Genomic DNA, 24061 nt, shown 5'->3' with positions numbered 1-24061 from the left:
TTGTCGTATAATGGACATAAGGGCATCTTCCTCCTGTCTGTTGTATGTTGTGGTGACTACATTATACAGGATTTGGGGAGGTGCTCTATTTTTTGTGCCTGAAAAGCCTTGAGCCCCAAGGGCTCTGAATTATGAAATTGACTCAGCTACTTTTGGTATTAATTATCTTGGATCATCGGGATTTTTCAATGGTATGAGTCAAAAAGATATTTCAGATAAATATACAACACTGTTAACCCCAGCAGGTTTTGCTTTTTCGATTTGGGGAGTTATTTACACATTGCTTTTCGTTACATTGGTTTATTTTATTGTGAAAAGTAAAGATGAGAGAGTTAGTAAGCTGGTTCACATGATTTCACCTCTATTTATTATCAGTTGTGTGTTGAATATGGGATGGATTGTTTTATTCTCATTCGAATTTATGGGCCTATCTACGCTCTTTATTATAGGAATGGTAATTATATTGTTATTAATAGTGGAGGAAATATATAAAAATAGAAGTGAGGTCCCTTTTGTTTTGGCTGGAATTAGTTTCACGATTTACGGTTCTTGGGTATTTATCGCATCGATTCTTAATACTTCCATCTTTTTGCTACAGTAAGAATGGGGCGGTTTTGGACTTTCAGCATCCGTATGGACACTTATTATGATCATCGCAGCCGTTGTCCTAACTTTGTCGTACCTTTTGTTGTATCAAAACGCAGTTTTTCCTATAAGTATTGCCTGGGCATATTTTGGCATCTATAGCTCGTATACGAGCGGCCGATTAGATCCTTCGATGGTAGGAGCTATTCAGTCAACATTACTAGTTGGAATTGGTGTATTTATTGTAGCTGCGGTGTTTGTGTTTGTTAGAAATGGAAATTCGATCTTTCCGAGAAACGTAAAAAGTCTTTAGTGTGCCTGTGCACCACGCAATTTGGGAACGATTCGGAATTGTGTTGAAGTTGTGTGGTGCACAGGCAATAATTTTAATAAGGGAGAGAAAACCTATGGGAAAATTAGAAGGTAAAGTTGCAATGATTGTTGGCGGAACATCGGGTCTTGGAGAAGCTACAGCAAAAATGTTCTCGACAGAAGGCGCAAAAGTGATTGTTGTCGGCATGAACGAAGAAAAAGGTGAGCGGATTGTCAGCGAAATTGAACAGGGTAAAGGGGAAGCTATTTTTGTAGCTATTGACATAACGAAATCGTCAGCCGTCGAAAACGGGGTTAGGCAAGCAGTCGAAAAATATGGCACGATTGATATATTGTATAATGGAGCGGGTATTCATGACGCTTATAATAATATCCTTGAAACGGACGAAGAAGCATTTGATAAATTAATGGCGATCAATGTGAAAGGGCCATACCTTACCACAAAAGCCGTAATGCCGATATTTTTAGAAAAAGGCAAAGGGACAATTATTAACATCGGCTCGCAATCTACATTTGTTGCAGGCGCTGGCGGAAATACGTACGTAACGAGTAAGCATGCGATACTTGGGTTTACGAAACAATTGGCGTATGATTTTGGGAGCAAGGGCATTAAGGTGAATTTAATCGCACCAGGGTTTATTGAGACACCTATGACAGAAGGAATTCAAGATGAGAGACTAAACGATATTCCAGCAGGTAGGGCAGGCAAGCCAGAAGAGATTGCATCTGCAGCACTATTTTTAGCTTCAGATGAATCAGATTACATGCACGGCGCAGAAATCAAAGTAGACGGTGGTTGGACGGTTGGACGTTAAGATTCTCAAGGGGTGCCTGTGCACCACGCAATTTGGAAACGATTCCGAATTGTGTTGAAGTTGTTTGGTGCACAGGCATGTTCAAGAAAGACAGGTGATCATGTTGAATGATGGTAGAAGAATATTAATTATTGAAGACGATCAAGAGATTAGTAAGCTGCTAGGGATTATGTTAACAACAACAGGGGCAGAAACGGTGTTCGCTTATTCGGGAACAGAAGGTTTGCTTCAATTGCAGACTACGAGTTTTGACTTAATTCTATTGGACTTGATGTTGCCAGGAAAAAGTGGTGAGGAATTGATTGAAGAGATTCGAGAAGAAAATTCAACTCCAATCATTGTAATTTCAGCTAAAGTGGATGTCGAGGATAAAGTAAACGTGTTGAAGATGGGGGCTGATGATTATATTACGAAGCCGTTCAATCAACAAGAGGTTCTTGCGAGAGTAGAAGTTCAATTGCGTAAATCGAGTCTTTATTCTAAACCTTCACCAAAGATTGTTTGGAGAAAGTTGAAGATGAATACAGATAAACTTTCGGTGTCTTTAGATCAACAAGAACTGCAATTGACCAATGCAGAGTTTGATATTCTATTCTTGTTCATGCAGAATCCGGAGCGAGCGTTTTCTAAAAAAGAGATCTATGAACGCATTTGGAAAGGAACGTATTTTGGGGACGACAACACGATCAGTGTACATATATCAAATCTACGCAAAAAGATTGCTGAACGGACTACTGACGAATACATACAGACGATTTGGGGAATCGGATTCATGCTTGTGTAATTCCTTATGATTTCTTTATGATTCACTTACAGGATGTTAAAGAAATCTACGCTAAAATATACATATAAAGAGTTTAGCAAAGGAGTCACTAATATGGAGACGATTATTCAAACGTATCAACTGACGAAAAGTTTTAAAGACGTGAACGTTATCAAGCCCCTTGATTTCACAGTACAAAAAGGTGAAATTTGTGCGCTCATCGGACAGAATGGTTCAGGGAAATCGACGCTCTTTAAAATGCTTGCCGGCCAATTGCATCCGACTGCAGGAGACATTCATTTATTCGGAAACACTGGAAGTGACGTAGCACATGCAAGGAGAAGGATGGGTTTCTTAGTGGAAACACCTGTCTTCTTTCCCGATTTTACTGCCTCACAAAACCTGGAGTACTACCGAATTCAGCGCGGAATCGTTGAAAAGAAGCGTGTAAATGAAGTGTTGGAAATTGTGAGTCTCGCAAAAGAAAAAAAGAAGCGGTTTAAAGACTATTCGATGGGCATGAAACAGCGATTAGGGATCGCTCTTTGCCTGCTAAGCAGTCCAGATTGTTTGGTGCTGGATGAACCAATCAATGGGTTGGATGCTGAAGGGATTCGGGAAATTCGCAATTTGTTGGTGAAATTAAATCAAGAAAAACAGATAACGATATTTATTTCCAGTCATATTTTAACCGAACTACACTTATTGGCGACGCGTTTTGTGTTTATTAAAAACGGTGTCATAGTCGAGGATGTAAGCAAAGAGTCACTCCAAGAAAAAAGTCGGAAACAACTTCGATTTACGGTTGATAATCCAGCCAAAACAGCGCAATTACTGGAACAGGCGTATCCAGATATCCAATTTCAAGTACTTCCCAATCAAGTGATCATCGTCGACAATCATGTCGAATGCAGCGGAGACATGAATCGTCTATTGGTAGACAATGGAGTTTCCGTAATGGAATTCCGAATCGAAGCCCGCAATTTAGAAGAGTATTTCTTGGAACTGGTTGGGGGGAACGGACATGATTAATTATCTGAAAAGTGAGCAATACCGCTTATTGCGTAAAAACTCATTGCACATTACGAGTCTTGTCTGCTTATTGTTGATTATTGCGGCAGCAACTGTACTGTACCTTGTCCAAAAATCGGATCCGAACTTCCCTTACGCTACGAGCCGATTCTTCTATTCGAATATAGTCGGTAGCGGTGGCCTTGTAATCCTGGTAAGTTATCTCTTTAATAGCAGTCTAACCGGCAAGGATACAGCCTTGCTGAAAAACGCTGTTTCTTTTGGGATAGCTAGAAATACAATCTTCTGGTCCAAACTAATTTTAACTTTATGTTACTTCATAATCATTAGCATCTTAGGTGTCGGTCTAATGATTGGGTTGGGAGAGACGCTAATGGCGGCGACAGATCCTCAATCGGTGAATGATTTTTTAATAGCCCTTGTGAATATGTTGCCAATTGTACTCAGTGCATTTTTCTTCATTCATTCGTCGAAAATGATAAAACTCAGTGATGCCTACATCTTTATTCTCGTTTTGTTCATCTTTATGTTTTCGGGAGACGTATTGAGGATCTTATTCAGATCGTTCGCAAGTTTACAAGACGTTTATAAATATGCACCTGATTCCTTGTTAAATGAGAACTTATTTAATTTCATGAATCAAACGGTACAATTCGGATTTGAATACTGGATTACGGGTGGGCTACTTTCTTTGATAGCTTTACGAATAGGCGTCACAAAGTTCGCAAAACAAACGATTGATTGAGATGGGAGTTGAATGAATGTGGGCAGCTGGTTGATTATCCTAGTACTGATTTTACTGCTTCTTGTAATGCTCGGAAAATCCCTAGTTCTTCATTGGGATATTAAGCAAATGACGAAGCAATTAGAGGGAATCAATGAGAACTTCGGGACGAATGAGGTCGTTCGGACCAATACCCATAATAAGAACTTAGGCCGATTTGCTGTGAAAATCAACCAGCTCATTCATTTGTTTAAGCAAAATCAGCAATACAACCATGCGAGGGAATTGAATCTAAAGCGAGAAATTACGAATATCTCACATGATTTGCGAACGCCTTTAACGTCAATCAAAGGGTTTTCGGAATTGTTATCGAACCCATCGTTGACTGAAGCGGAAAAAAGCGAGTATTTGGCTGTTGTACAAAAGAAGATCGATAATCTGACCAATGTTGTGGATTTGTTTTATGAACTCTCGCAACTGGATTCATTGGATAAAGAAATGGTTTTGGAGAAGCATTCTTTGGATCAAATCGTCGTAGATACGATGCTGACGTATTACGGTGAGTTTGAAAAGAAGCAGTTGCAAGTGCAAATGAATGAACAAGCCGTTTCACCTATTTTGGCAGATAAAAAAGCGACAGAGCGGATTGTCGCCAATATTATTCAAAATGCGCTCGTCTACAGTAAAAGTACTGTAACAATCGATATAATCGAAGATGCAGAATATATCCGATTCCAAGTTACAAATGATGTGGAGACGTTCAACGTTGCAGAACTTCAACGGATTTTTGACAGAACGTTTAGAATGGACACTAGCCGTACCGGTAAACAGCTTGGCTTAGGCTTGCATATTGTTCAGCAACTTGCCGAAAAGCAAGGAGGAAAAGTCGCCGCTGATGTTACTGGAGATGAATTTAGATTAGAAGTTACATTTAGGAAGTGGAAGTAGTCCCGTATAGATTGCGCACGGAATAGATCATCTAATGAATGCGGAACTTTTATTTTCATTAAACGTCAAATAATGAAAGGAAATAAGGGTTCCATGCTACTTGTGGATAAATAAGAAAGGGTTGGAAAGTCATGGGCATAGCCATACATGACGTAACGAAATATAACTACCAAGAGGTATTAAAATTAAAAGTTTCAAAATCTCAATTGAACTTCATTGAAACAACGTATGAAAGCCTGGTGGATTCGGTAAAGTGGAAAGAGTATAAGCCAGTTGGACTTTATCAGGATTACCAACTTGTTGGCTTTGCGATGTATGGGTTCTTTGCTGAAGAAACGAAAACGGGGCGACTTTGGATTGATCGATTTCTAATTGATGAAAATTACCAAGGTTTTGGACTGGGCACTCTTTTTATGGAAACTCTGATTCAAAAAGTGACTGAAGAATATGGCCAACAAGCAATTTATTTAAGTGTTTATCCAGAAAATGAAGGTGCGTTTTATTTATATGAAAAGTTTGGTTTTTGCGTGACGGGTGAACTGGATGTAAACGGGGAACAAATTATGAAAAGGACATGATTGTACTAGAAGGAAGGGGGAAAGATGCCCTTCCTTTTTGAGTGTCTAAAACCAAAAATGCGCCACAATCGCAAGTATAAGAATATGGAAAACTTGGTCGACAACTATTTTGAGCCATTTGGATTCAGGTCCTTTAGAATTCATGATGCGCTCTACCCACCACACGACAAATTTCCGCCGATCCAAAACAATATGACTTACAAATAGAAGCACAATTACTTCAATAGGGAGTACGTAGTTTCCTACAAGTGCCAAACTGAAAAGGGATGCTGTATATACGGTACAATGAGACAGCAGTGGAACCCACTTAGTAGATTTGTTTATAGCCATCCAATTTGTTTGGAAAAGAAAGTCTCCTACTAAATGCCCTATTAATAAGTAGTTAAATACCGTCATCATTTCAGTCCTCCTTAAACAAAAGTAACATATTATCCCAGCTTTATATGATACTATAATCATAACAGTAAATTACTATTATTCATTCTTTATTTTTGGAAGGAGTTTCGTTGTGGCACATGAAGTAGAATTGAAATCGGATGAAATGCTTGCCGTTATTTTTAAGTATATGGCTAAAATAATGACGGAAAATAATATAGAAAAGCTATTAATGAATTTAGCTGATTTGGGAAAAAAGTTGGTTGTTGCAGATCGGTGTACTGTCTGGCTACATAAACCTGCAGAAAAAATGTTGTGGACTGTGGTGGCCCATGGAATGGGTAAAATAACGATACATGAGGATAGTGGTTTCGTTGGTCACTGTGTCACTACGCGGGAACCAATTATTGTATCGGATGCATATTTGGATGCGCGATTCAATAAGAAAGTTGATTTGGAAACCGGTTATCGAACATGCTCTGTCATCTGCATTCCATTCCAAAATGCGGAAGGTACAGTCATCGGTGTCTTTCAAGCGATTAACAAAATGACCGCGGACAAAATATTTCATGAAAGAGACCTTGAAACTCTAAAACTTGCCGCATCTTATGCAGGTACTACGCTTGAATCATCTATTTTACGAAATGAATTAATTGAAACCCAAAGAGAAATTATTGAGATCATGGGGGAAATTGGAGAAAGTAGATCCCAAGAAACGGGAAATCATGTCAGGCGAGTAGCAAGCTATTCCTATCTACTGGCTACTCTTTACGGATTGCCGAAAGAAGAAGCAATGCAATTAAAACTGGCTTCCCCGATGCATGATATTGGTAAAGTTGCTATACCGGACCGTATTTTATTAAAGCCGGGAAAATTAACGGATGAAGAATTTGAAGCGATGAAAAAGCATTCTGAGATTGGATATAACGTCTTTAAACATTCACAAAGGGACTTATTGCGAGTTGCTGCAACAATTGCCCATGAACACCATGAAAGATGGGATGGCACGGGTTATCCAAACAAACTAGTAGGTGAGGAGATTCATATTTGGGGGCGAATTACTGCAATCGCGGATGTATTTGATGCACTCGGCTCTGAACGAGTATACAAAAAAGCATGGTCAATTGAAAAAATACTAGCTTATATGATTGAACAACGCGCAAGACAATTTGACCCGGAACTAATCGATTTGTTTCTCCTTCATAGTGACCAATTTATACAGATACGTGATCAGTATAATGATTTGGATTAGGGGGAGCATTATGAAGAAATTGATCGTATTCCAAAAAGATAAGGTGCTGGATTTCCCTCTTGAAACGGCTTGGAATTTATTGGTGCAAACGAATGATTTGAATCGATATATTGGACTTTTTCCAGTTCAATTTACCCCGTTTACAGAAGGGCAAGAATCTCTTGTGCGTCATTCTGAGGCCACTGCATTTGGCTTAATAAAAACGGAGTGGAAAGAAAATGTTTTCGAGTGGCATCGAAACGATTATTACTCAATCGAACGAATTTATTCAAAAGGTCCACTATCACATGCGCTTTGGAAAGTTTCAGTGGCTAAAGTAGGGGAGAATCGAACAAGAATCAGTCTCAAAGGTGAATTTACTGTTCATAACCTTTTCGGGAGAATTGTCCTACATACAATCATATTTCCTCAGTTAATAAAAACGTTTGATTATGTAAATGAGTATGAAGTGGGTTCAGCTGGAAGTTCAAAACGTAGCTTTCTTGAAAAGAAAAAACACAACGTTCAAAATGAGCATCTTGATATTTTAATTAAGAAATTAAAAGGGCTTTTTAAGGAAGATGTGATGATTGAGCAACTTAAGCAGACATTGTTAATTGAAGAAGATAGTAAAGTTGTGAGTATGAAACCCTATGAATGGGCGCAGAAGTATACCTTTGATAAGAGATTGACAGTCAACCTTTTCCTGTTTGCCACAAAAGTGGGTCTGCTTGATCAAGAATGGAGCATGATGTGTCCGAATTGTCGTGTTCCAAAAGGTCGTGCAAATACTATGAAACAAGTGGAGAGCAAGGTACATTGCGATCTTTGTGGTGTGGATTATGAAGTAGATTTCGATAAATATATTGAACTTCGTTTTAACGTGCACCCGAGTATTCGTAAAACCAACGAAGAAACTTTCTGTATAAATGGGCCAATGAATTCCCCACATATAATTAGTCAATTTAGAATAGGGGCGAACGCTAAAAAAGAGCTCATATTATCCGACTGGACCCCAAATTTGCGTTGGCGAGTGATTAAAGATAATCGGATGCTACCTATTGACACATCTGACGTTAGAGAAACTACAGAATTGAATTTTACTGAAAAAGGCTTTTCGCAAAAAATCGCGCGGAAGTCCGAAGTAATTCAATTCTACAATGAAACCGATAAAGAAATTGTTCTAGTCTTAGAAGAAACAGAATGGGATCAACTTGCTCTAACAGCGCGCGATGCTACGTCATTTCAATTATTTCGGGACTTGTTTGCAACAGAAGTCCTAGCTACGAATGAACAGATTAGCGTTGGTCAATTAACGATTCTTTTTACAGATTTAAAAGGTTCGACACAATTATATGAAGCGATTGGTGATGGGCCGGCCTATTCCAATGTGAAAAAGCATTTTGATTACTTAATGGGATACATCCGAGAGAATGAAGGCGCTGTTGTAAAGACCATTGGGGATTCGGTCATGGCAGTCTTTACAAATGAGTCAAACGCACTTAAGGCGGCACTGGATATCCAACACAATCTTTCATTGTTAAATAAAACGATTACAAAGCCAGTTGAAATTCGTATTGGCTTTCATACGGGGCCTGTAATTGCAGTAAATGCAAATGAAATTCTAGATTATTTTGGTCAAACCGTAAATCTAGCGGCGCGTATTCAACAAGAGGGGTTAGGAAACGATATTATTCTTAGCGAAAGTACTTTTAAGGATATATGTGAACAAACACAATATCAAAAAATCGTATCTGAACTGACAATCGAGACAATTACCCGGCAACTTCAAGGAGTTAATAAAGATATAAAACTGATTCGGATTGCAGTAGATTAATTCGTGCCTGTGCACCACTCAATTTAGACGCAATTCAGAATTGTGTCAGAGTTGTGTGGTGCACAGGCAACGAAAAAAATGCGTACTCACATTTTCAACAGAATGTGAGTACGCATTTTTTTGATTATTCGTCCTCCATTGGTACGAGGTCGAAGATTTCATGGGTTTCGAACGCTTTAATGAGTCTACCTAGCCATGCATAGTAGTTTTTAATGTAATTGAGTTTCTCTAAATCTATTTTTGCTTCCGCCAATACTTCTGGGCTAATGGTGTCATCTTCTATGAGTTGTTCGATTTCAGAAAGCGACCTTCGAATAGCAGCGGTATGGAGTGAAACCGATCTGCCCCATTTATTCGTAAAGGTATCGATAAAGCTTTGATACCAATCGTCTTTTACTTCATATAAATCCTTTCGAACACCACGTTCCCACACTCGCTCTACAAGTTTCGCTTCTGTTAAGGCGCGACTTGACGTACTCATACTTGTTTTACTCATTCCTAGTTTTTCGGACATATCATCCAATGTTGTAGGTTTATTTTGAAAAAACATCGTACCATACTGTCTGCCTGCAGAAGGTGGGAGACCGTAGAGGTGGATGTTTTGAGCGATAGACTCCGTAATACGTTTTCGTGCATTTTCTAACCTTTCAGTACCGTCCATAAAACGCGAGCCTCCTAATTAATAAGCGATTCCATATCTTACTACAGTATAGAATAGTTTAATTTAAAGGTAAAATCAATTATTACGTACAGAAAAAACTGTACGTACAATTTATAAAGGCATATCAGTTGTATTACAAACAGATTACAGTTATAGTAATTAACGTTGTATAAATATTACGAGGTTAATCGTTTTATATAGGGAGTGTACGCATGTTAGAAAATGAACCCATAAAGAAAATCCAAGTCCAAGAAACGACGAAGATTTTCGGGAAAAACAGTAGGCGCGCGGCACAGATGCTGCGTGAAGGTAAATCTAAAGATGAAATATTAAAAGAAACCGGCGCAACAGTCGGTGTTAACAACGCGACATTTGATGTGTACGAAGGTGAAATCTTTGTCATCATGGGATTATCCGGAAGTGGGAAATCCACATTGGTTCGAATGTTAAATCGACTTATTGACCCTACAATTGGTCAAGTGTTGTTAGATGGAGAAGATATTGTAAAAATGAACAAAGAGCAACTGAGGAATGTTCGTCGTAAAAAAATAGGAATGGTCTTCCAAAATTTTGCGCTTTTCCCACATAAAACAATCCTTTCAAATACGGAATACGGTCTTGAAATTCAAGGTGTTCCGAAAGAAGAACGTGAAATGGATGCGAAAGTAGCACTTGGTCTCGTTGGATTAGCGGGATACGAAGAACAATATCCAAATCAGTTGAGCGGTGGTATGCAGCAACGTGTTGGACTTGCTCGTGCACTCGCAAACGATCCAGATATTCTACTCATGGATGAGGCGTTTAGTGCACTTGATCCATTGATTCGTAAAGATATGCAAGATGAACTCTTGCAACTTCATAGCGATATGGGGAAAACAATTATCTTTATCACACATGATTTGGATGAAGCCCTTCGTATTGGCGATCGTATCGCCTTAATGAAAGACGGAGAAATTGTTCAAATTGGGACACCAGAAGAAATTCTGATGAACCCATCGAATGAGTATGTTGAACGTTTCGTTGAAGATGTGGATTTATCAAAAGTATTAACAGCTGCCCATATAATGAAGCAAGCTGATACCGTTCAAATCGACAGAGGTCCACTCGTTGCGCTTCGCTTGATGAAACGGTTGCGTATCTCTTCCATCTATGTTGTCGATCGACGTGGACAATTGCTTGGAGCAGTTACCGCACAAGATGCAGTTGATGCGACTGAAAAAGATTTAACACTTGAAGATGTGCTAATCAAAGACGTCATTATGATTCCAGAAGATAGTGTTTTGACGGATTTATTCGATAAAGTTTCAACGGCAACGATTCCTGTAGCTGTTGTCGATGCGAAGAACCGATTGAAAGGAATTATTATCCGAGGCGCGCTCATTGGAGCATTGGCTGGAGACAATCAGTTCATAAACGAGAATGGAATTGTCGAAGAGACCGAAGATTCGACAACAGAGGTGAATACAAATGGATAAACTTTTACCAAGAATCCCATTTGCTAGTTGGATTGATAACGGTGTTGATTGGCTCACTAGTACATTTGGATCTCTATTTGATGGAATTGCGACATTGTTAGCAACAATCGTAGAAGGTTCAGTAGATTTACTTGCAATGGTGCCTTCGATTCTATTAGCTATCATTTTTGCTTTACTTGCATGGCTCATATCTACTCGGAAAATAGCAATCTTCTCTTTGGTCGGATTTTTGTTTATCGACTACTTAGGCTATTGGTACGACATGATACAAATGCTTGCGTTAGTACTCACGTCCGTCACATTTGCCATCGCAATTGGTATTCCGATTGGAATTTGGGCATCACTTCAAGCAACAACACGTAAAATCGTGCTTCCAATTCTGGATCTCATGCAGACAATGCCAGCATTCGTCTACTTGATTCCAGCAATTTTCTTTTTCAATATAGGTGTCGTGCCGGGGGTTGTTGCATCAGTAATCTTCTCGATGCCACCAACAATTCGGTTAACGATGCTCGGCATTGAGCAAGTGCCAAAAGATTTAATTGAAGCAACAGAGGCATTTGGATCGACGACTTGGCAGCGACTAAGTAAAATCCAAATTCCACTTGCCAAACCTACAATAATGGCAGGCGTTAACCAAAGTATCATGCTTTCGTTATCGATGGTCGTTATCGCGTCCATGGTAGGAGCACCAGGGCTTGGCGCAAAAGTGTACCAAGCTGTAACACAGTTGAAAACCGGGACCGGTGTTGAAACAGGTGTCGCGATCGTAATCGTAGCGATTATTTTAGACCGTATCACTCAATTTGCCGGAACTCGAAATTCTAGGGGGAACTAATCAATGACGATCAAGAAAAAAGTATTAGGACTAAGCGCAGTAGCACTACTTGCACTCGGACTTGCAGCATGTGGAAGCGACGACAAAAAGACAGATTCAGAAGGCGGCTCAACAGAATCAGTTGGCGAATCCGTTGACTATAAAATTACTGGAATCGATCCAGGTGCAGGTATTATGATGGCAGCTGAACGTGCGATTGAAGACTACGCACTTGAAGATTGGTCAGTAGTAACAGGTTCAGGCGCAGCGATGACAGCAGCTCTAAAAAGAGCGTATGACAACGAAGAGCCAATCATTGTTACAGGATGGTCACCACACTGGAAATTTGCTAAATTTGATCTAAAATATCTTGAAGATCCAGAAGGTTCATTTGGCGGAGCAGAAGACATTCACACAATCGCTCGTCTTGGACTTGCAGAAGAGAAGCCAGAAGCTCACGCAGTTCTTTCCAACTTCAAATGGGAAGAAACAGACATGGCGAAAGTTATGGTAGCTGTAATTGACGGAGAAGATCCTAAAGTTGCTGCACAAAACTGGATCGATGACAACGAAGAAATGGTTTCATCTTGGACAGACGGCGTTGAATCAGTAGACGGGGACAAAATCAAGTTCGTTTATGTTGCATGGGATAGTACAGTTGCTAGTACGAACGTAATGGCACTTGTATTAGAAGGCTTAGGCTATGAAGTAGAAATGCTACAAGTTGAAGCTGGCCCAATGTGGACATCAGTTGCTGACGGAAGCGCAGACGTTTTCTTAGCAGGATGGTTACCAGTAACTCACGGTACGTATGTTGAAACATTCGAAGGTAAATACGAAGATTTAGGTGCGAATCTTGAAAACGTTAAAATCGGTTTAGTAGTACCGACATATATGGACATTGATTCAATTGAAGATTTAAAGTAAGAGGTAGTAAATAGCATTTGGCTCAGTTTCCTTCGGGGGACTGAGTTTTTTTGCATGCCTGCACCACACAATTTAGAAACGATTCGGAATTGTGTTGAAGTTGTGTGGTGCACAGGCACGGGCTCGAAACATTCAAACTTCCTTGGCTAGTATTTGTAAGCGTTCTTTGTCTTTAATGATATAGCCTCGCGCATGTTTTTCAATAATGTTGTCTTCGCATAGCTGCGCGAGGACGTAAAGTAAATGACGATAAGAGACACCTAAGTATTCACATACTTCGGTGTGTTTTTCTTTGTAAAAGTTCTGATCAGCCGACATGAGGATGAAGGCGGCGAGGCGGTTTTCAAGTGGGTATGCTTGGTTTTTAGTATACTTCGTTGAAATCATCGTCATCTTTTTACTTAAGAAGATACATAAATACCTTAGGAACGTTGCGTCTGTTAAAAGTTTATCTTTACAAGCATGAATTGGGATGGCAAGACAAGTTACTTTTGTTGCGGTTTGGATACCTTTGGAGAAGCTTTCTGCATGTAACAGTTCGACTTCGCCCATGAAAGTTGGAGCTTGTAAGAAATTGACGAGAGATACTTTCCCATTTTTGTGGGTAACATATAGTTTGGCCTTACCTTCGACAAGATAGTATATATACTCTGGATGAGAGCCTTCTTTATAAATAAATTCGCCACGTTCAAACTGAAAAACTTGTAAATACGGGGTAATAGGGAAAGAGAAAAGGGACTGAATTGGGTATTTTTCAATATAGAAGCTACGCATAGGTTCTGTTAATAATTGCATCGTTTGCCTCCTTAATATGAGATATCTCACATTATTGTATGTGGTTACGTGTTATGATGCAATAAATATGGAGGGATTACCAATGAACAATCAACGCTGGCTTTCACAGAACTTTTTTGTTTTTTTTATTACATGGGGTGTATTTTTGCCCTATTGGACAGGATGGCTTGTGCAGGGAAAAGGATTAAGCGTAGCAGAAGCGAGCTTAATTATGGGGTTTGGCCTCTTAGCACGCGGTGTATCGACGATGTTTGTCTTCCCGTTCATCTCTAAACATTCGAGCAGTCAAACGGTTATTTTATTTTTCACAGTGAGCTCACTTGCTGCGACGATACTTTACGTCCCGACTTCATCATTTACCTCGCTTTTCATTGTCACGTTACTGTTTAGTGCGGCTTATCCGGCGTTACTTCCCGCTGTAGATAGTACGGCAGGCGCGTTGGTCCAGCAAGGGAATGTGCATTACGGAAAGAGTCGTTCATATGGTTCACTAGGTTTCGTTGTTTCGGTGCTCATTGTTAGTATGCTAACGGGGTATTTCGGAGAGCAGGCTATTTTATGGAGTATGATGGCTGGGCTTCTTTTAATGCTTTTGATGCGTTTCCTCTCGACACCAGAAGTACTGTTAATCAAACCGACCGCGGCAGATCGCGGGGAATCACCAACGATGCGTGGCTTATGGAAAGTGAAAAGTTTTCCTATCGTGTTACTTGTCGTTGTTTTACTACAAGGTGCACATGCAGCGTATTATAACTATGGCTATATTTATTTACAGGACTTAGGTGTACAGAACTTTTATATCGGAATGATTATTAACATTGCCATTATATTTGAAATTATTTACTTTGCAAAAGCCGATCACTTGTTTAGAAATTGGAAGCCTTCGTCGTTATTATTCCTAGCCGCTTCCGGATCCACTCTTCGTTGGGTACTTGTCTTTTTATTCCCCAATGTGTGGGTATTTATGATTTCTCAAAGTTTGCATGCGTTCTCGTTCGGAATCGCTCATTACGCATTTATTCTTTATATAACTAAAAATTTACCGAAGCAGCAAATTCCAAATGCGCAAGGCGTTTATTCCGCACTGGCATTGAGCTTGAGTACGGCTATTCTAACGTTCCTCGGAGGTTATTTATATGGGTTTTCTCCAGGACTCGCGTTTTTAGGCATGATTGTTTGTACGGTGCCAGCGATGGTGTTAATTATGATGACACGAAAGCGTTATGCTTATTAGGGTTTTTGGTGTGCCTGTGCACCATTAAATTTGTAAACGATTCCGAATTGTGTTGAAGTTGTGTGGTGCACAGGCATCCCAGCCTCTCTCTTTTCAATATTGAAATTGCACGGTGACAGAAGCACGAATTGTTAACTGGCCTGGCTCAATTGGGGTCGTGGCACTCATTTCCTTCGCGACAAACATGCGTGGAATGATTGGCGCTTCCTTCTGTTCCTCCACAATTTTTATAGGAATGAGATCGATTTGTATTTGTATCGTATTTGCCATTGTTTGGGCTTTCTTTTTTGCATCGTCCAATGCTTCACTTAATGCTTTTTCGTACGTCGCTTCTTCATCTGAAACAAGAAATTGAATATTCGATATGCCAGTCGCACCGTTTTCCACAGCTAAATCAATCATGCTACCAATTTTTTCGACATATCCACTCGTTACCATAATGACATTAGAAACCGCATATCCCCTAAACTGTTGTTCACCGTCGATATAGTCATATTGAGGCGTAATATTATAAGATACGGTTTGTATATGCTCATTCTCAATACCAAAATCCAATAACGCCTCAATCACTTTGTTCATTGCACTGGCATTTTCTTGTTGGGCGATGGTTAATTTTTCATTTTCTGTTTGTACTTCTACATAAAATTGAACAGTATCTGGTGGCAATGTTACGCTGCCGGTTCCATTCACCGTCATCACTCTCTTAGTTCGTTGAATAGTTGGTTGTACATATGAATAATAAATGACTTCCACTCCTTCTTAACGATTTACTTGTTTAATTGTATGTAGTTCGTATCGTATAAAATGATAGTTGTTTTTCGGTGCCTGTGCACCACTCAATTTAGACACTATTCTAAATTGTGTTGAAGTTGCGTGGTGCACAGGCATCCCAGGAAAGCTGGGAAGTATGTTAAGATGGATTCCAACAAGCTAAAAATTTCCATCTTGAAAGGAGATGTACAGTGACGGACAATCCTTTAACTGCTAGAGAGCGGCTCCTTGAAGTGATGCACATCTTAGAAGCCGATTCAGATGAAGGCGATTTGTTATCGATTCATGACATACATAGTTATTTTCACGGAGACAAGCAAGTAGGTATTGGAGCGGTTCGTGATGACGTGGCAGCACTCGAAGACTCCATCGTATTTCCAGTAACGTCAGCCCAGGAAAAATCCGGAATGACAAAACATTATTATTACGACGGCAGGCCATTTGAAATTCACGAACTTCGTTTGTTAATGGATGCAATCAGCGCAGCGAAATTCATTTCAACAAGCGAAACGGAACGACTGCTTATGAAAATCCGGAAGCTGACAAGTAAACGGTTGGCTAAGCAATTGACGAATGAACTTCATGTTGCGGGGCCATCTGCGAAAGATACAAACAACATTATCGAAACGGTCCAACTTCTGCACGAAGCCATCCATGATAAGTGTGTTGTTACGTTTCAATACGGTCGGTATGACACAGACCTTACGTTTAAGCTCAGCAATGAAGGACGAGAGTACATTGTGCATCCACTCGGTCTCGTTTGGAACAATGACCGCTATTACGCCGTCGCATATTTTTTAAAGGAAGATGAAATCCGGCAATACCGTGTGGATCGGATGCGAAATGTTCGCGTTCTCCCGGAACACTTTGTGCCAGATCCTTATTTTCATTTATCCGCCTATACAAGTAAGATGTTTCATATGTTTGACGGTGAATTAATTTCACTGGAAGCAACTTTTTCAGACAAACTCATCAACGTTGTTATCGATCGTTTCGGAGTCAAAGCGAACATTCATGCAGAACCAAACGGAATGTTTCGATTGAAGGCACAAGTTGCCATGAGTGAAGGACTTGTGCGTTGGCTTTTCCGATGGGGTTCCGATGTCCAAGTGCATCACCCAAAAGAACTTGTTCTTCGAATGAAAGACGAAGCAAAACGCTTATACGAAAATTATCATTGACCTTTGCGGATATACGCAAGGGTCTTTTTTATTGGGTGCTTACAATGGAGATAACGATAAAGGGGGATAAGGATATGAAGAAACGAATTTTAACACTAGGAAGTGCTTTACTAATCATTGTTTTGTCTGCATGCGGAGATATTGAGGAGAAAAATACGCGTGAAGTTCAGCCGAGTGACGATGTAGTTGCAGCTGAAGAAACGGATGCAGTTGAAGTTGAAGAACAACAGGAAGCAGAAGTAGAAGAAGAGGTAGAGGAAAAGGCGAAACCAATTGGCACAAGATCGAGCCCATTGCCTTTTGGAGACACAATCACAGTAAAAGAACGCATCTATGACGACAGTTACAACGGTTACGATGCACATGTCGATATCACGCTCCTCGAGACCATTCGCGGTGACGAAGCATGGGCACTTATTGAAAAAGAGAACATGTTCAACGATCCTGCAGAGGAAGGTTTTGAATACGCCATGCTCAAAGTAAAAGGCTTTTTGAAAGATGCAGAAACAGAAGACGATAGTCTCTATTTCAACGGCATGAGTTTTAAATTCGTGTCTCAAGAAGGTGAAGTGTACGATTGGGCGATGGTTGTCGTTCCAAATGAATTAACAAAAGAACTTTACAATGGTGGGACGGCAGAAGGCTATATTGCCAATCAAGTAAAAATAGGCGATGATTTTAAAGTTTCCTATGATTCAAGCGAAGGTTCACCCGTATTCTTTTTTGTAAACTAACGAATTGGAGATGTAAGACATGAAGAAATCCCTACTAGGAATACTATTTGCTGCACTGATGTTGTCCGCATGCTCTTCTACGGACGAGATGGACAAAAGTGTAGATAAAGAAGAATCAACAGATCCAGAAACAGAAGAAACTGGTGGTACAGCTGCAGTCGATAAAGGGTTGTTGAACGTTGAAGTAACGATTCCAGGAACTTTTTTTGAAGAAGAAAATCTGGATGACGTAGTAGCTGAAGCTAAAGAGAACGGCATGAAAGAGGCAACAGTGAATCCAGATGGTTCTGTAACCTATAAAATGAGTAAGGCGAAGCATAAAGAAATGATGAGCGAGATGAAAGCCAGCATTACGGAATCCATCGACGAAATGATTACTGGTGAAGATTTCATGTCCTTCATAGACATAAAATACAACAAAAATTTCTCGGAATTTACACTCGTTGTAGATAAAGAAGCGTACGAAAACAGCTTTGACGGTTTTGCATCTTTTGGAATCGGAATGTCGGGTATGTTCTATCAGATCTATGACGGCGTCAATCCTGAAAAGGTGAACGTAAAAATTGAAACAGTGGATGAAAGTTCTGGAGAAGTGTTTGGGACGATGAATTACCCGAGTGATTTAGAAGACTTGGAGTGACGTGTGAATTCGAAACAGCTAGCAAAAAGAAAAAATAAAGAATTAGAACAACGATTAGCACCCTTAGTGGTGCTTTTTCGGATTAAAAAAGTATTTTTGTGGAAATTGTTGGTATAGTATAAGTAGAGTTAATAGAATTTCAGTATTCAATAATACGATCGTGCCATTTAACGGAATAAGATTTTCGAACAGTATTGGATTATTACGGTTTTTTTAGATTTTGGAAAAAATCCCCCGAAGAAGCAGAACAAAATAAATAAATCTTTTGCGGTGTTGTAAAGGTAAACTTGTAAAGGAAGTTTCACCTGCTGATGCTTGTCTAATACTATTAATATCGGTTTGGTTTATACTCATTAAGGTAGATTTGGTATAGAAGAGGAGAATAAGCATGACTGGGAAAACACACATCGTAGGGGGAATTGCAGCAAGTCTTGCTTACGCACAAATTACAAATTACGATCCACTAATTATGGTTGGCGCAGGAATCATCGGTGCATTGCTTCCGGACATTTGTCATGGTGGCAGTAAAATTGGGAGGAAGCTATCGCTTTTATCGAAATTAATCAATATGTTATTTGGACACCGTACTTTTACGCATAGTCTATTATTTTTAGTAATCGTTGCGTGGTTATTGAATTCATTTATTCCAAACGAAGCCGTAAAAGCAGGATTTTTGGCGGGAATGGTGAGCCATTTTGTATTGGATATGGCAACGAAAAATGGAATTAAATTATTTTTCCCGATTAACTTAACTGTCCGATTCCCATTAACGACAAAAACAGGGAGTAAAGTAGAAAACGTTGTGTTTAGTATTTTAACGCTTGTATCATTTTACTATGGGTATGAGGCGTTCAATTTCTATCTATAAAAGCGGAAAGGTATAGTTCTATCTTCCTTTTATGATTCGCTGCGAGCTTGTCGCATGCGGATCATTTTTATTTTTGTAATGTTAAATGTGACAAAAGTTGCCTGTGCACCACTAAATTTAGACACTATTCGCAATTGTGTTAAAATTGAGTGGTGCACAGGCATCCTGCACTCACAAGGAAGTTAATGGTAGTATATACATAGATGAAACAATAATTACGGGTACCATTTTAGGGAGGAAATTTTGTTGGAAATAATTATTTCACATGTGAACACGGATTTTGATGCGTTTTCTTCGATGATTGCAGCTAAAAAACTGTATCCGGACGCACAACTTGTCATTTCTGAAAAGCAAGATGATCGAGTGAGACGTTTTTTTAATATGTACCGCGATACATTCGACTTTATGCAAGACATTCACGTCGACTGGTCAAAGGTGACAACGCTGATTATCGTCGATGTCGCATCATTATCAAGAATTGGTCAAATTTCTGCTGATTTTGATGAAGAGAAAGTGAATATTATCGTTTACGATCATCATCCAAAAGGGAAAAATGATGTAAACTTCGATAGCGGCATTGTTGAACAAGTCGGAGCGGCTGTCACGCTACTCGTTGAAGAAATTAAAAGACGCCAATTACCGATTTCTGAATTTGAAGCGACTCTTTTTGGACTGGGAATTTATACAGATACCGGCAATTTTACATACAAAAATACAACGCCGCGTGATTTACAAATCGCAAGTTACTTAATGGATGCTGGCATGAACCTAGAGATGGTTCAACGTTTTTCAGAAGAGCCATTGGAACCGAAACAACAAGATTTGTTAGATCATCTTCTTGTGGAATCAAAAACAGTTGAAGTGGATGGATTAGGGATTGTCGTAAGTACCTATCAACTGGAAAAGTTTCAAGGTGGACTCGGTCTGTTAACGAAAAAGTTATTGGAAATAAAAGGCGAAGATGCTGCAATAACTGTCGTGAAAATGAAAAAACATGTTCATATTGTGGGACGAGCCAATTCCAATCGAATTTCGTTGCTTCCTCTTTTACAAAAGCTAGGCGGAGGAGGTCATGCACATGCAGGATCGGCAATCATTAAAAATGGTGATTTCGACTCGATAGTTGAAGACATCATCGAGCATTTGGCCTTCATGTTACAGCCTGCGATTACAGCGCAAGAAATTATGACCCATCCTGTTAAAACCTTGACACCCGAAACGACAATTGAAGAAGCGGGGCGACTCATGTATCGATATGGTCATTCTGGCTATCCAATCGTTGAAGAAGGGCGTTTAGTGGGCATAATTACAAGAAGAGATTTAGACAAAGGAAATCACCACGGTTTAGGGCATGCACCCGTAAAAGCGTATATGACGACAGATATTGTGACCATTCAACGGGACACAACCGTTGAGGAAATTCAAAAGCTAATTATTGAACACAATATCGGACGCTTGCCAGTCATTGAGAATCAAGAAATCATTGGAATTGTGACGCGAACAAATATTATTAACATGTTACATAGTGATATGTTGGCGGATACTGATGAAGAGGATACCCATTTTTCGAAAGTTCATTTGCAAGAAAAAATGGAAATGCAATTACCTGTAGAAGTTTTTACGTTATTAAAACAAATTAGTCAAACAGCTAGCCATATGCATATGCCCATTTATTTAATTGGCGGGATTGTAAGAGATATGCTTCTAGATAAACCGAATGACGACATCGATATCGTTGCAGAAGGGGATGGGATTTTATTCGCGAGAAGTTTGCAAGAGGATTATGGCGGTGAAGTGATGCAGTATGAGAGCTTTGGCACCGCTACATGGATCCATCCATCAGAATTGTCGATTGATATTACATCATCGAGATTGGAATATTACGATCGACCCGCATCGTTACCCAATGTCGAAACATCGACCTTAGAAGATGATTTACAACGTCGAGATTTTACGATCAATGCGATGGCCATTCGTTTAAATAAGGAAACGTTTGGCGAGCTGATTGATCCGTTTGGTGGAAGAGAGGATTTACAGAGAAAAACGATTAAAACACTTCACAATATTAGCTTTATCGAAGATCCAACACGTATTTTCCGTGCGATTCGTTTTGAATCACGCTTAGAATTTTTGATGGATGAACAAACTGAAAAGTTAGCTCTCAATTCAATCGATAAAGTGAAAAATTTAACGCCGAATCGCATTATTGAAGAGATGAAGCGACTAGTTAAAGAAGGCGATCCATCTAAAATCATCCAGCGATTATACACATTGAATTTTTGGGAGCAATTTGGAATTCATTCCAAAAGCCAAGAACTAAGCTATCAGATGGCAAGAAAAATACAAACGATATACAGTGAATATGCACAAAATGATCCAACGCAATCGAGTCAGCCAAGTTGGTTTACCTATTTTTTAATCCCATTTTATGCGGATTCAAAAATCGACGCTGCTGAAAGATTTGCATTAACGAAAAACGACATGAAGCTATTTAACGAGCTAGTGAATTTACAACACTATGATAAGTGGAATGACGTACAGAAAAAGAGTGAATACCATGCTTCTTTAAAGGAGTATTCAGTCGAAGCCATTTTATTTCATGTATCGACGGGATTGATTAAAAAAGAACAGCTTGTTATGGATTATTTAACGAGTCGAACGCATCTACAGAAGTATCTTACGGGAGAAGATTTAGTGAAGGTGGGACTACAACAAGGACCTGATTTTTCGAACATCTTTTTCCAATTAGAAGTTAGTCAGTTGAATGGGGAAGTAACATCGAAAGAGGAAGCGGTAGAATGGCTGGGGAAGAACAATTTCCGGAATGATTTAGAAGACTTGGACTGATTCGATTTTTTGTGCCTGTGCACCGCTCAATTCAGACACGATTCGGAATTGTGTTGAAATTGTGTGGCGCACAGGCATTCTAACCTGGTATGGTTAGAATTATAATATAGGAGCATTCCTGTTAGAAGTTTTTTAGGGGCTTGAACAAAAAAAGCCCTCTTGGTATGATGCGGGGTGTCAGTTTCTCGACAAAGAAATGACCCCTAATTAGATACCAGGAGGACTCACTTATGAATTTTAAACAAAATGACAAAATTAATCAAGTCACAAACAAAACATTAGTCATCGGAATGGACATCGCCAAGCGCACACACTATGCCTGCATAGTTGATGAGCGTGGGCTGCTCCTAAAGAAATCGTTTCCTGTTTATCAATCGAGACAAGGCTTTGAGTTTTTCTATAATCAAATTCTTGAGTCGATGAAGGCGTTTGAAAAAACAGATGTCATCGTTGGCATCGAGCCTACCGGGCATTACTGGCTCAATTTAGCTTATTATCTTGAAGATCGAGGCATCCCTTTAGTGATGTGTAATCCGATGCACGTCAAGCGCTCCAAGGAACTTGACGACAATTTACAAACCAAGAATGACGCCAAAGATGCGCTTGTCATCGCTCGTTTAGTAAAAGATGGTCGCTATAGTTATCCACGTATTTTAAAGGAAACGGAAGCCGAATTACGTGTTGGCGCGACACTTAAAGGCAATCTGAGCGAAGAATCAAATGCGTTAAAAAACAAAATCATTCGTTGGACAGATCGATATTTTCCAGAATTCCCTCAAGTTTTCCCGTCATTGGGGAAAGTGGCGCTCGCTGCATTGGAATGTACACCGTTCCCAAGCGATGTCGCAACAAAGGAACCAGAAGAACTTCTCGCGCTATATAGAGAAGTAGAAGGGCTTAAATCACCTCAGAAACCAAAGGCAAGACAACTGATTGAATGTGCTCGCAACTCGATTGGGATTACGGAAGGACAGCAGATGGCCAAACTTGAAATCGCCACACTCGTCCAACGTTATCTTCAAGTTGAAAAGGAAATTCAAGCGCTTGAGGCACAATTAGTCGCATTGATTCAAACATCGGCCGAGTACGAATGGCTTCAAACGGTTCCTGGTCTTGGAGATAAGACCATTATTGATTTACTTTCAGAAATCGGTAGCTTTTCCCATTACAATCATCCACGCCAACTGATTAAACTTGCGGGATTAACATTACGGGAAAATTCTTCCGGGCAACACAAAGGACAAAAACGTATTTCAAAACGAGGCAGGCGTCAATTACGCGCGCTCCTCTTCCGGGTTATGATTCCAATGATCCGGCACAATGAAGCATTTCGAAAGTTACATGAATACTACACAACAAGACCGACAAATCCATTACGCAAAAAGCAGTCAATCGTCGTTCTATGTGGAAAACTACTGAAGGTATTACACGCGATTTGTACGAAACATATGGCATTTGACGCACAGCAAATGATGAAGGACATTCCTAAACTCGAAGTGGCTGCTTAACCGATTTATTCCGAAGGAATACTAGACAACTGGATGACACGGAGAAGCCGGCATTATTTTTTCCATTCGACCATTGAGTCCCTAAAGGAGCTTCGCCAGCCTCCGCCTTATGACTAGACCGAACGAAGGAATGTGGGCGCACCAGACGCCAAGAGACATGGGAGGGTACGTCATCATAAGAAATGCGGAGATCCATAGTGCATCGTATATATAAATATCATCGTTTTTTTGAAAAATTATCCAACGATGACCGCGTAGAGTATCCAACTCTGTTTGAATATTCACGTAACAATAAATCAAGGTTAATCATCGTGTCGAAAAATATTTTTTTGACACCCTACAACGGCTTAAACCGTTGATATATCAATGTTTATAGAGGGAG

23 protein-coding genes are annotated in these 24061 nt (G+C 39.7%); 19 read left to right on the top strand and 4 right to left on the bottom strand.

The genetic code is table 11. The features are described 5' to 3' along the window. Positions 1–124 precede the first annotated feature (124 nt). The 7 genes from ACXYMX_RS09230 to ACXYMX_RS09200 all read left to right on the top strand — a co-directional run bounded on the left by ACXYMX_RS09230 (position 125) and on the right by ACXYMX_RS09200 (position 5778). Entirely contained in the window at positions 125–601 is a 477-nt protein-coding gene (locus ACXYMX_RS09230; protein ID WP_459043966.1) for a tryptophan-rich sensory protein, read from the top strand. A 391-nt stretch (positions 602–992) separates the two neighbouring features. After that, entirely contained in the window at positions 993–1733 is a 741-nt protein-coding gene (locus tag ACXYMX_RS09225; RefSeq protein ID WP_459043965.1) for an SDR family NAD(P)-dependent oxidoreductase, read from the top strand. A 100-nt stretch (positions 1734–1833) separates the two neighbouring features. Continuing rightward, complete coding sequence (locus tag ACXYMX_RS09220) at positions 1834–2517, top strand: response regulator transcription factor (protein WP_459043964.1); 684 nt, start codon at positions 1834–1836, stop codon at positions 2515–2517. Positions 2518–2610: 93 nt separating this feature from the next. Next, positions 2611–3528: an ATP-binding cassette domain-containing protein gene (locus ACXYMX_RS09215; protein ID WP_459043963.1), complete on the top strand. Its 918-nt coding sequence runs from the start codon at positions 2611–2613 to the stop codon at positions 3526–3528. Continuing rightward, on the top strand, positions 3521–4273 hold the full coding sequence (locus tag ACXYMX_RS09210; RefSeq protein ID WP_459043962.1) for an ABC transporter permease: 753 nt from the start codon (positions 3521–3523) through the stop codon (positions 4271–4273). The genes ACXYMX_RS09215 and ACXYMX_RS09210 overlap by 8 nt, the downstream gene beginning before the upstream one ends. Before the next feature lie 18 nt (positions 4274–4291). Beyond that, positions 4292–5200, top strand: coding sequence for a sensor histidine kinase (locus ACXYMX_RS09205; RefSeq protein WP_459043961.1), 909 nt, complete (start codon positions 4292–4294; stop codon positions 5198–5200). Positions 5201–5331: 131 nt separating this feature from the next. Beyond that, positions 5332–5778: a GNAT family N-acetyltransferase gene (locus ACXYMX_RS09200; protein ID WP_459043960.1), complete on the top strand. Its 447-nt coding sequence runs from the start codon at positions 5332–5334 to the stop codon at positions 5776–5778. A gap of 45 nt (positions 5779–5823) precedes the next feature. On the opposite strand, the gene ACXYMX_RS09195 is transcribed toward ACXYMX_RS09200, so the two are convergent. Beyond that, positions 5824–6174 (bottom strand): DUF3307 domain-containing protein, encoded by a 351-nt coding sequence (locus ACXYMX_RS09195; protein WP_459043959.1) that lies wholly within the window; start codon positions 6172–6174, stop codon positions 5824–5826. Between the two features lie 112 nt (positions 6175–6286). On the opposite strand from ACXYMX_RS09195, the gene ACXYMX_RS09190 reads away from it, so the two are divergent. Together ACXYMX_RS09190 and ACXYMX_RS09185 are read left to right on the top strand one after the other, a co-directional pair. Then, positions 6287–7405 (top strand): HD domain-containing phosphohydrolase, encoded by a 1119-nt coding sequence (locus tag ACXYMX_RS09190; protein WP_459043958.1) that lies wholly within the window; start codon positions 6287–6289, stop codon positions 7403–7405. Between the two features lie 10 nt (positions 7406–7415). Further along, a complete protein-coding gene (locus ACXYMX_RS09185) occupies positions 7416–9221 on the top strand; it encodes an adenylate/guanylate cyclase domain-containing protein (protein WP_459043957.1) in 1806 nt (601 codons plus the stop codon). Between the two features lie 124 nt (positions 9222–9345). Here the strand turns inward: ACXYMX_RS09185 and ACXYMX_RS09180 are convergent, their stop codons facing one another. Then, entirely contained in the window at positions 9346–9882 is a 537-nt protein-coding gene (locus tag ACXYMX_RS09180; protein ID WP_459043956.1) for a GbsR/MarR family transcriptional regulator, read from the bottom strand. A gap of 212 nt (positions 9883–10094) precedes the next feature. Between ACXYMX_RS09180 and ACXYMX_RS09175 the strand changes: the two genes are divergently transcribed. From ACXYMX_RS09175 to ACXYMX_RS09165, 3 genes are read left to right on the top strand one after another with little or no spacing between them, the layout of a single operon-like run. Beyond that, on the top strand, positions 10095–11357 hold the full coding sequence (locus ACXYMX_RS09175) for a quaternary amine ABC transporter ATP-binding protein (RefSeq protein ID WP_459043955.1): 1263 nt from the start codon (positions 10095–10097) through the stop codon (positions 11355–11357). Beyond that, the gene (locus tag ACXYMX_RS09170) at positions 11350–12195 is read left to right on the top strand and encodes an ABC transporter permease (protein WP_459043954.1); all 846 of its coding nucleotides are present in this window, start codon (positions 11350–11352) and stop codon (positions 12193–12195) included. Before ACXYMX_RS09175 ends, ACXYMX_RS09170 begins: the two co-directional genes overlap by 8 nt. A 3-nt stretch (positions 12196–12198) precedes the next feature. Further along, complete coding sequence (locus ACXYMX_RS09165; RefSeq protein WP_459043953.1) at positions 12199–13101, top strand: glycine betaine ABC transporter substrate-binding protein; 903 nt, start codon at positions 12199–12201, stop codon at positions 13099–13101. 132 nt (positions 13102–13233) lie between these two features. On the opposite strand, the gene yeiL is transcribed toward ACXYMX_RS09165, so the two are convergent. After that, positions 13234–13896, bottom strand: a complete 663-nt coding sequence (gene yeiL, locus ACXYMX_RS09160) for a transcriptional regulator YeiL (RefSeq protein ID WP_459043952.1) — start codon at positions 13894–13896, stop codon at positions 13234–13236. Positions 13897–13978: 82 nt separating this feature from the next. Between yeiL and ACXYMX_RS09155 the strand changes: the two genes are divergently transcribed. Next, positions 13979–15130 carry a 3-phenylpropionate MFS transporter gene (locus tag ACXYMX_RS09155; RefSeq protein WP_459043951.1) on the top strand — a complete coding sequence of 384 codons (1152 nt, stop codon included), beginning with the start codon at positions 13979–13981 and terminating at the stop codon, positions 15128–15130. A 93-nt stretch (positions 15131–15223) separates the two neighbouring features. Here ACXYMX_RS09155 and ACXYMX_RS09150 read toward each other — a convergent pair whose 3' ends face one another. Continuing rightward, entirely contained in the window at positions 15224–15883 is a 660-nt protein-coding gene (locus tag ACXYMX_RS09150; RefSeq protein ID WP_459043950.1) for an SIMPL domain-containing protein, read from the bottom strand. Between the two features lie 209 nt (positions 15884–16092). Here ACXYMX_RS09150 and ACXYMX_RS09145 point away from each other — a divergent pair, with 209 nt between their 5' ends. From ACXYMX_RS09145 to ACXYMX_RS09120, 6 genes are all read left to right on the top strand, one after another. After that, entirely contained in the window at positions 16093–17082 is a 990-nt protein-coding gene (locus tag ACXYMX_RS09145; RefSeq protein ID WP_459043949.1) for a helix-turn-helix transcriptional regulator, read from the top strand. A gap of 74 nt (positions 17083–17156) precedes the next feature. Continuing rightward, complete coding sequence (locus ACXYMX_RS09140; protein WP_459043948.1) at positions 17157–17816, top strand: hypothetical protein; 660 nt, start codon at positions 17157–17159, stop codon at positions 17814–17816. Between the two features lie 19 nt (positions 17817–17835). Beyond that, positions 17836–18456 (top strand): hypothetical protein, encoded by a 621-nt coding sequence (locus ACXYMX_RS09135; RefSeq protein WP_459043947.1) that lies wholly within the window; start codon positions 17836–17838, stop codon positions 18454–18456. A gap of 388 nt (positions 18457–18844) precedes the next feature. Further along, positions 18845–19324: a metal-dependent hydrolase gene (locus ACXYMX_RS09130; RefSeq protein WP_459043946.1), complete on the top strand. Its 480-nt coding sequence runs from the start codon at positions 18845–18847 to the stop codon at positions 19322–19324. 246 nt (positions 19325–19570) lie between these two features. Then, positions 19571–22171 carry a CBS domain-containing protein gene (locus ACXYMX_RS09125; protein ID WP_459043945.1) on the top strand — a complete coding sequence of 867 codons (2601 nt, stop codon included), beginning with the start codon at positions 19571–19573 and terminating at the stop codon, positions 22169–22171. Between the two features lie 230 nt (positions 22172–22401). Continuing rightward, positions 22402–23679, top strand: coding sequence for an IS110 family RNA-guided transposase (locus tag ACXYMX_RS09120; protein WP_459043944.1), 1278 nt, complete (start codon positions 22402–22404; stop codon positions 23677–23679). The last annotated feature ends 382 nt before the right edge of the window (positions 23680–24061 follow it).

This window comes from Sporosarcina sp. CAU 1771 (assembly GCF_054482775.1).
This window is presented reverse-complemented; position numbering and strand designations above follow the sequence as displayed.

What these genes read in the sequence shown, in the direction of transcription:
- ACXYMX_RS09225 (WP_459043965.1), top strand. Translation starts at nt 993, where the DNA reads ATGGGAAAATTAGAAGGTAAAGTTGCAATGATTGTTGGCGGAACATCG.
- ACXYMX_RS09220 (WP_459043964.1), top strand. Translation starts at nt 1,834, where the DNA reads ATGTTGAATGATGGTAGAAGAATATTAATTATTGAAGACGATCAAGAG.
- ACXYMX_RS09215 (WP_459043963.1), top strand. Translation starts at nt 2,611, where the DNA reads ATGGAGACGATTATTCAAACGTATCAACTGACGAAAAGTTTTAAAGAC.
- ACXYMX_RS09210 (WP_459043962.1), top strand. Translation starts at nt 3,521, where the DNA reads ATGATTAATTATCTGAAAAGTGAGCAATACCGCTTATTGCGTAAAAAC.
- ACXYMX_RS09200 (WP_459043960.1), top strand. Translation starts at nt 5,332, where the DNA reads ATGGGCATAGCCATACATGACGTAACGAAATATAACTACCAAGAGGTA.
- ACXYMX_RS09195 (WP_459043959.1), bottom strand. Translation starts at nt 6,174, where the DNA reads ATGACGGTATTTAACTACTTATTAATAGGGCATTTAGTAGGAGACTTT.
- ACXYMX_RS09185 (WP_459043957.1), top strand. Translation starts at nt 7,416, where the DNA reads ATGAAGAAATTGATCGTATTCCAAAAAGATAAGGTGCTGGATTTCCCT.
- ACXYMX_RS09180 (WP_459043956.1), bottom strand. Translation starts at nt 9,882, where the DNA reads ATGGACGGTACTGAAAGGTTAGAAAATGCACGAAAACGTATTACGGAG.
- ACXYMX_RS09175 (WP_459043955.1), top strand. Translation starts at nt 10,095, where the DNA reads ATGTTAGAAAATGAACCCATAAAGAAAATCCAAGTCCAAGAAACGACG.
- ACXYMX_RS09170 (WP_459043954.1), top strand. Translation starts at nt 11,350, where the DNA reads ATGGATAAACTTTTACCAAGAATCCCATTTGCTAGTTGGATTGATAAC.
- ACXYMX_RS09165 (WP_459043953.1), top strand. Translation starts at nt 12,199, where the DNA reads ATGACGATCAAGAAAAAAGTATTAGGACTAAGCGCAGTAGCACTACTT.
- yeiL (WP_459043952.1), bottom strand. Translation starts at nt 13,896, where the DNA reads ATGCAATTATTAACAGAACCTATGCGTAGCTTCTATATTGAAAAATAC.
- ACXYMX_RS09155 (WP_459043951.1), top strand. Translation starts at nt 13,979, where the DNA reads ATGAACAATCAACGCTGGCTTTCACAGAACTTTTTTGTTTTTTTTATT.
- ACXYMX_RS09140 (WP_459043948.1), top strand. Translation starts at nt 17,157, where the DNA reads ATGAAGAAACGAATTTTAACACTAGGAAGTGCTTTACTAATCATTGTT.
- ACXYMX_RS09135 (WP_459043947.1), top strand. Translation starts at nt 17,836, where the DNA reads ATGAAGAAATCCCTACTAGGAATACTATTTGCTGCACTGATGTTGTCC.
- ACXYMX_RS09130 (WP_459043946.1), top strand. Translation starts at nt 18,845, where the DNA reads ATGACTGGGAAAACACACATCGTAGGGGGAATTGCAGCAAGTCTTGCT.
- ACXYMX_RS09120 (WP_459043944.1), top strand. Translation starts at nt 22,402, where the DNA reads ATGAATTTTAAACAAAATGACAAAATTAATCAAGTCACAAACAAAACA.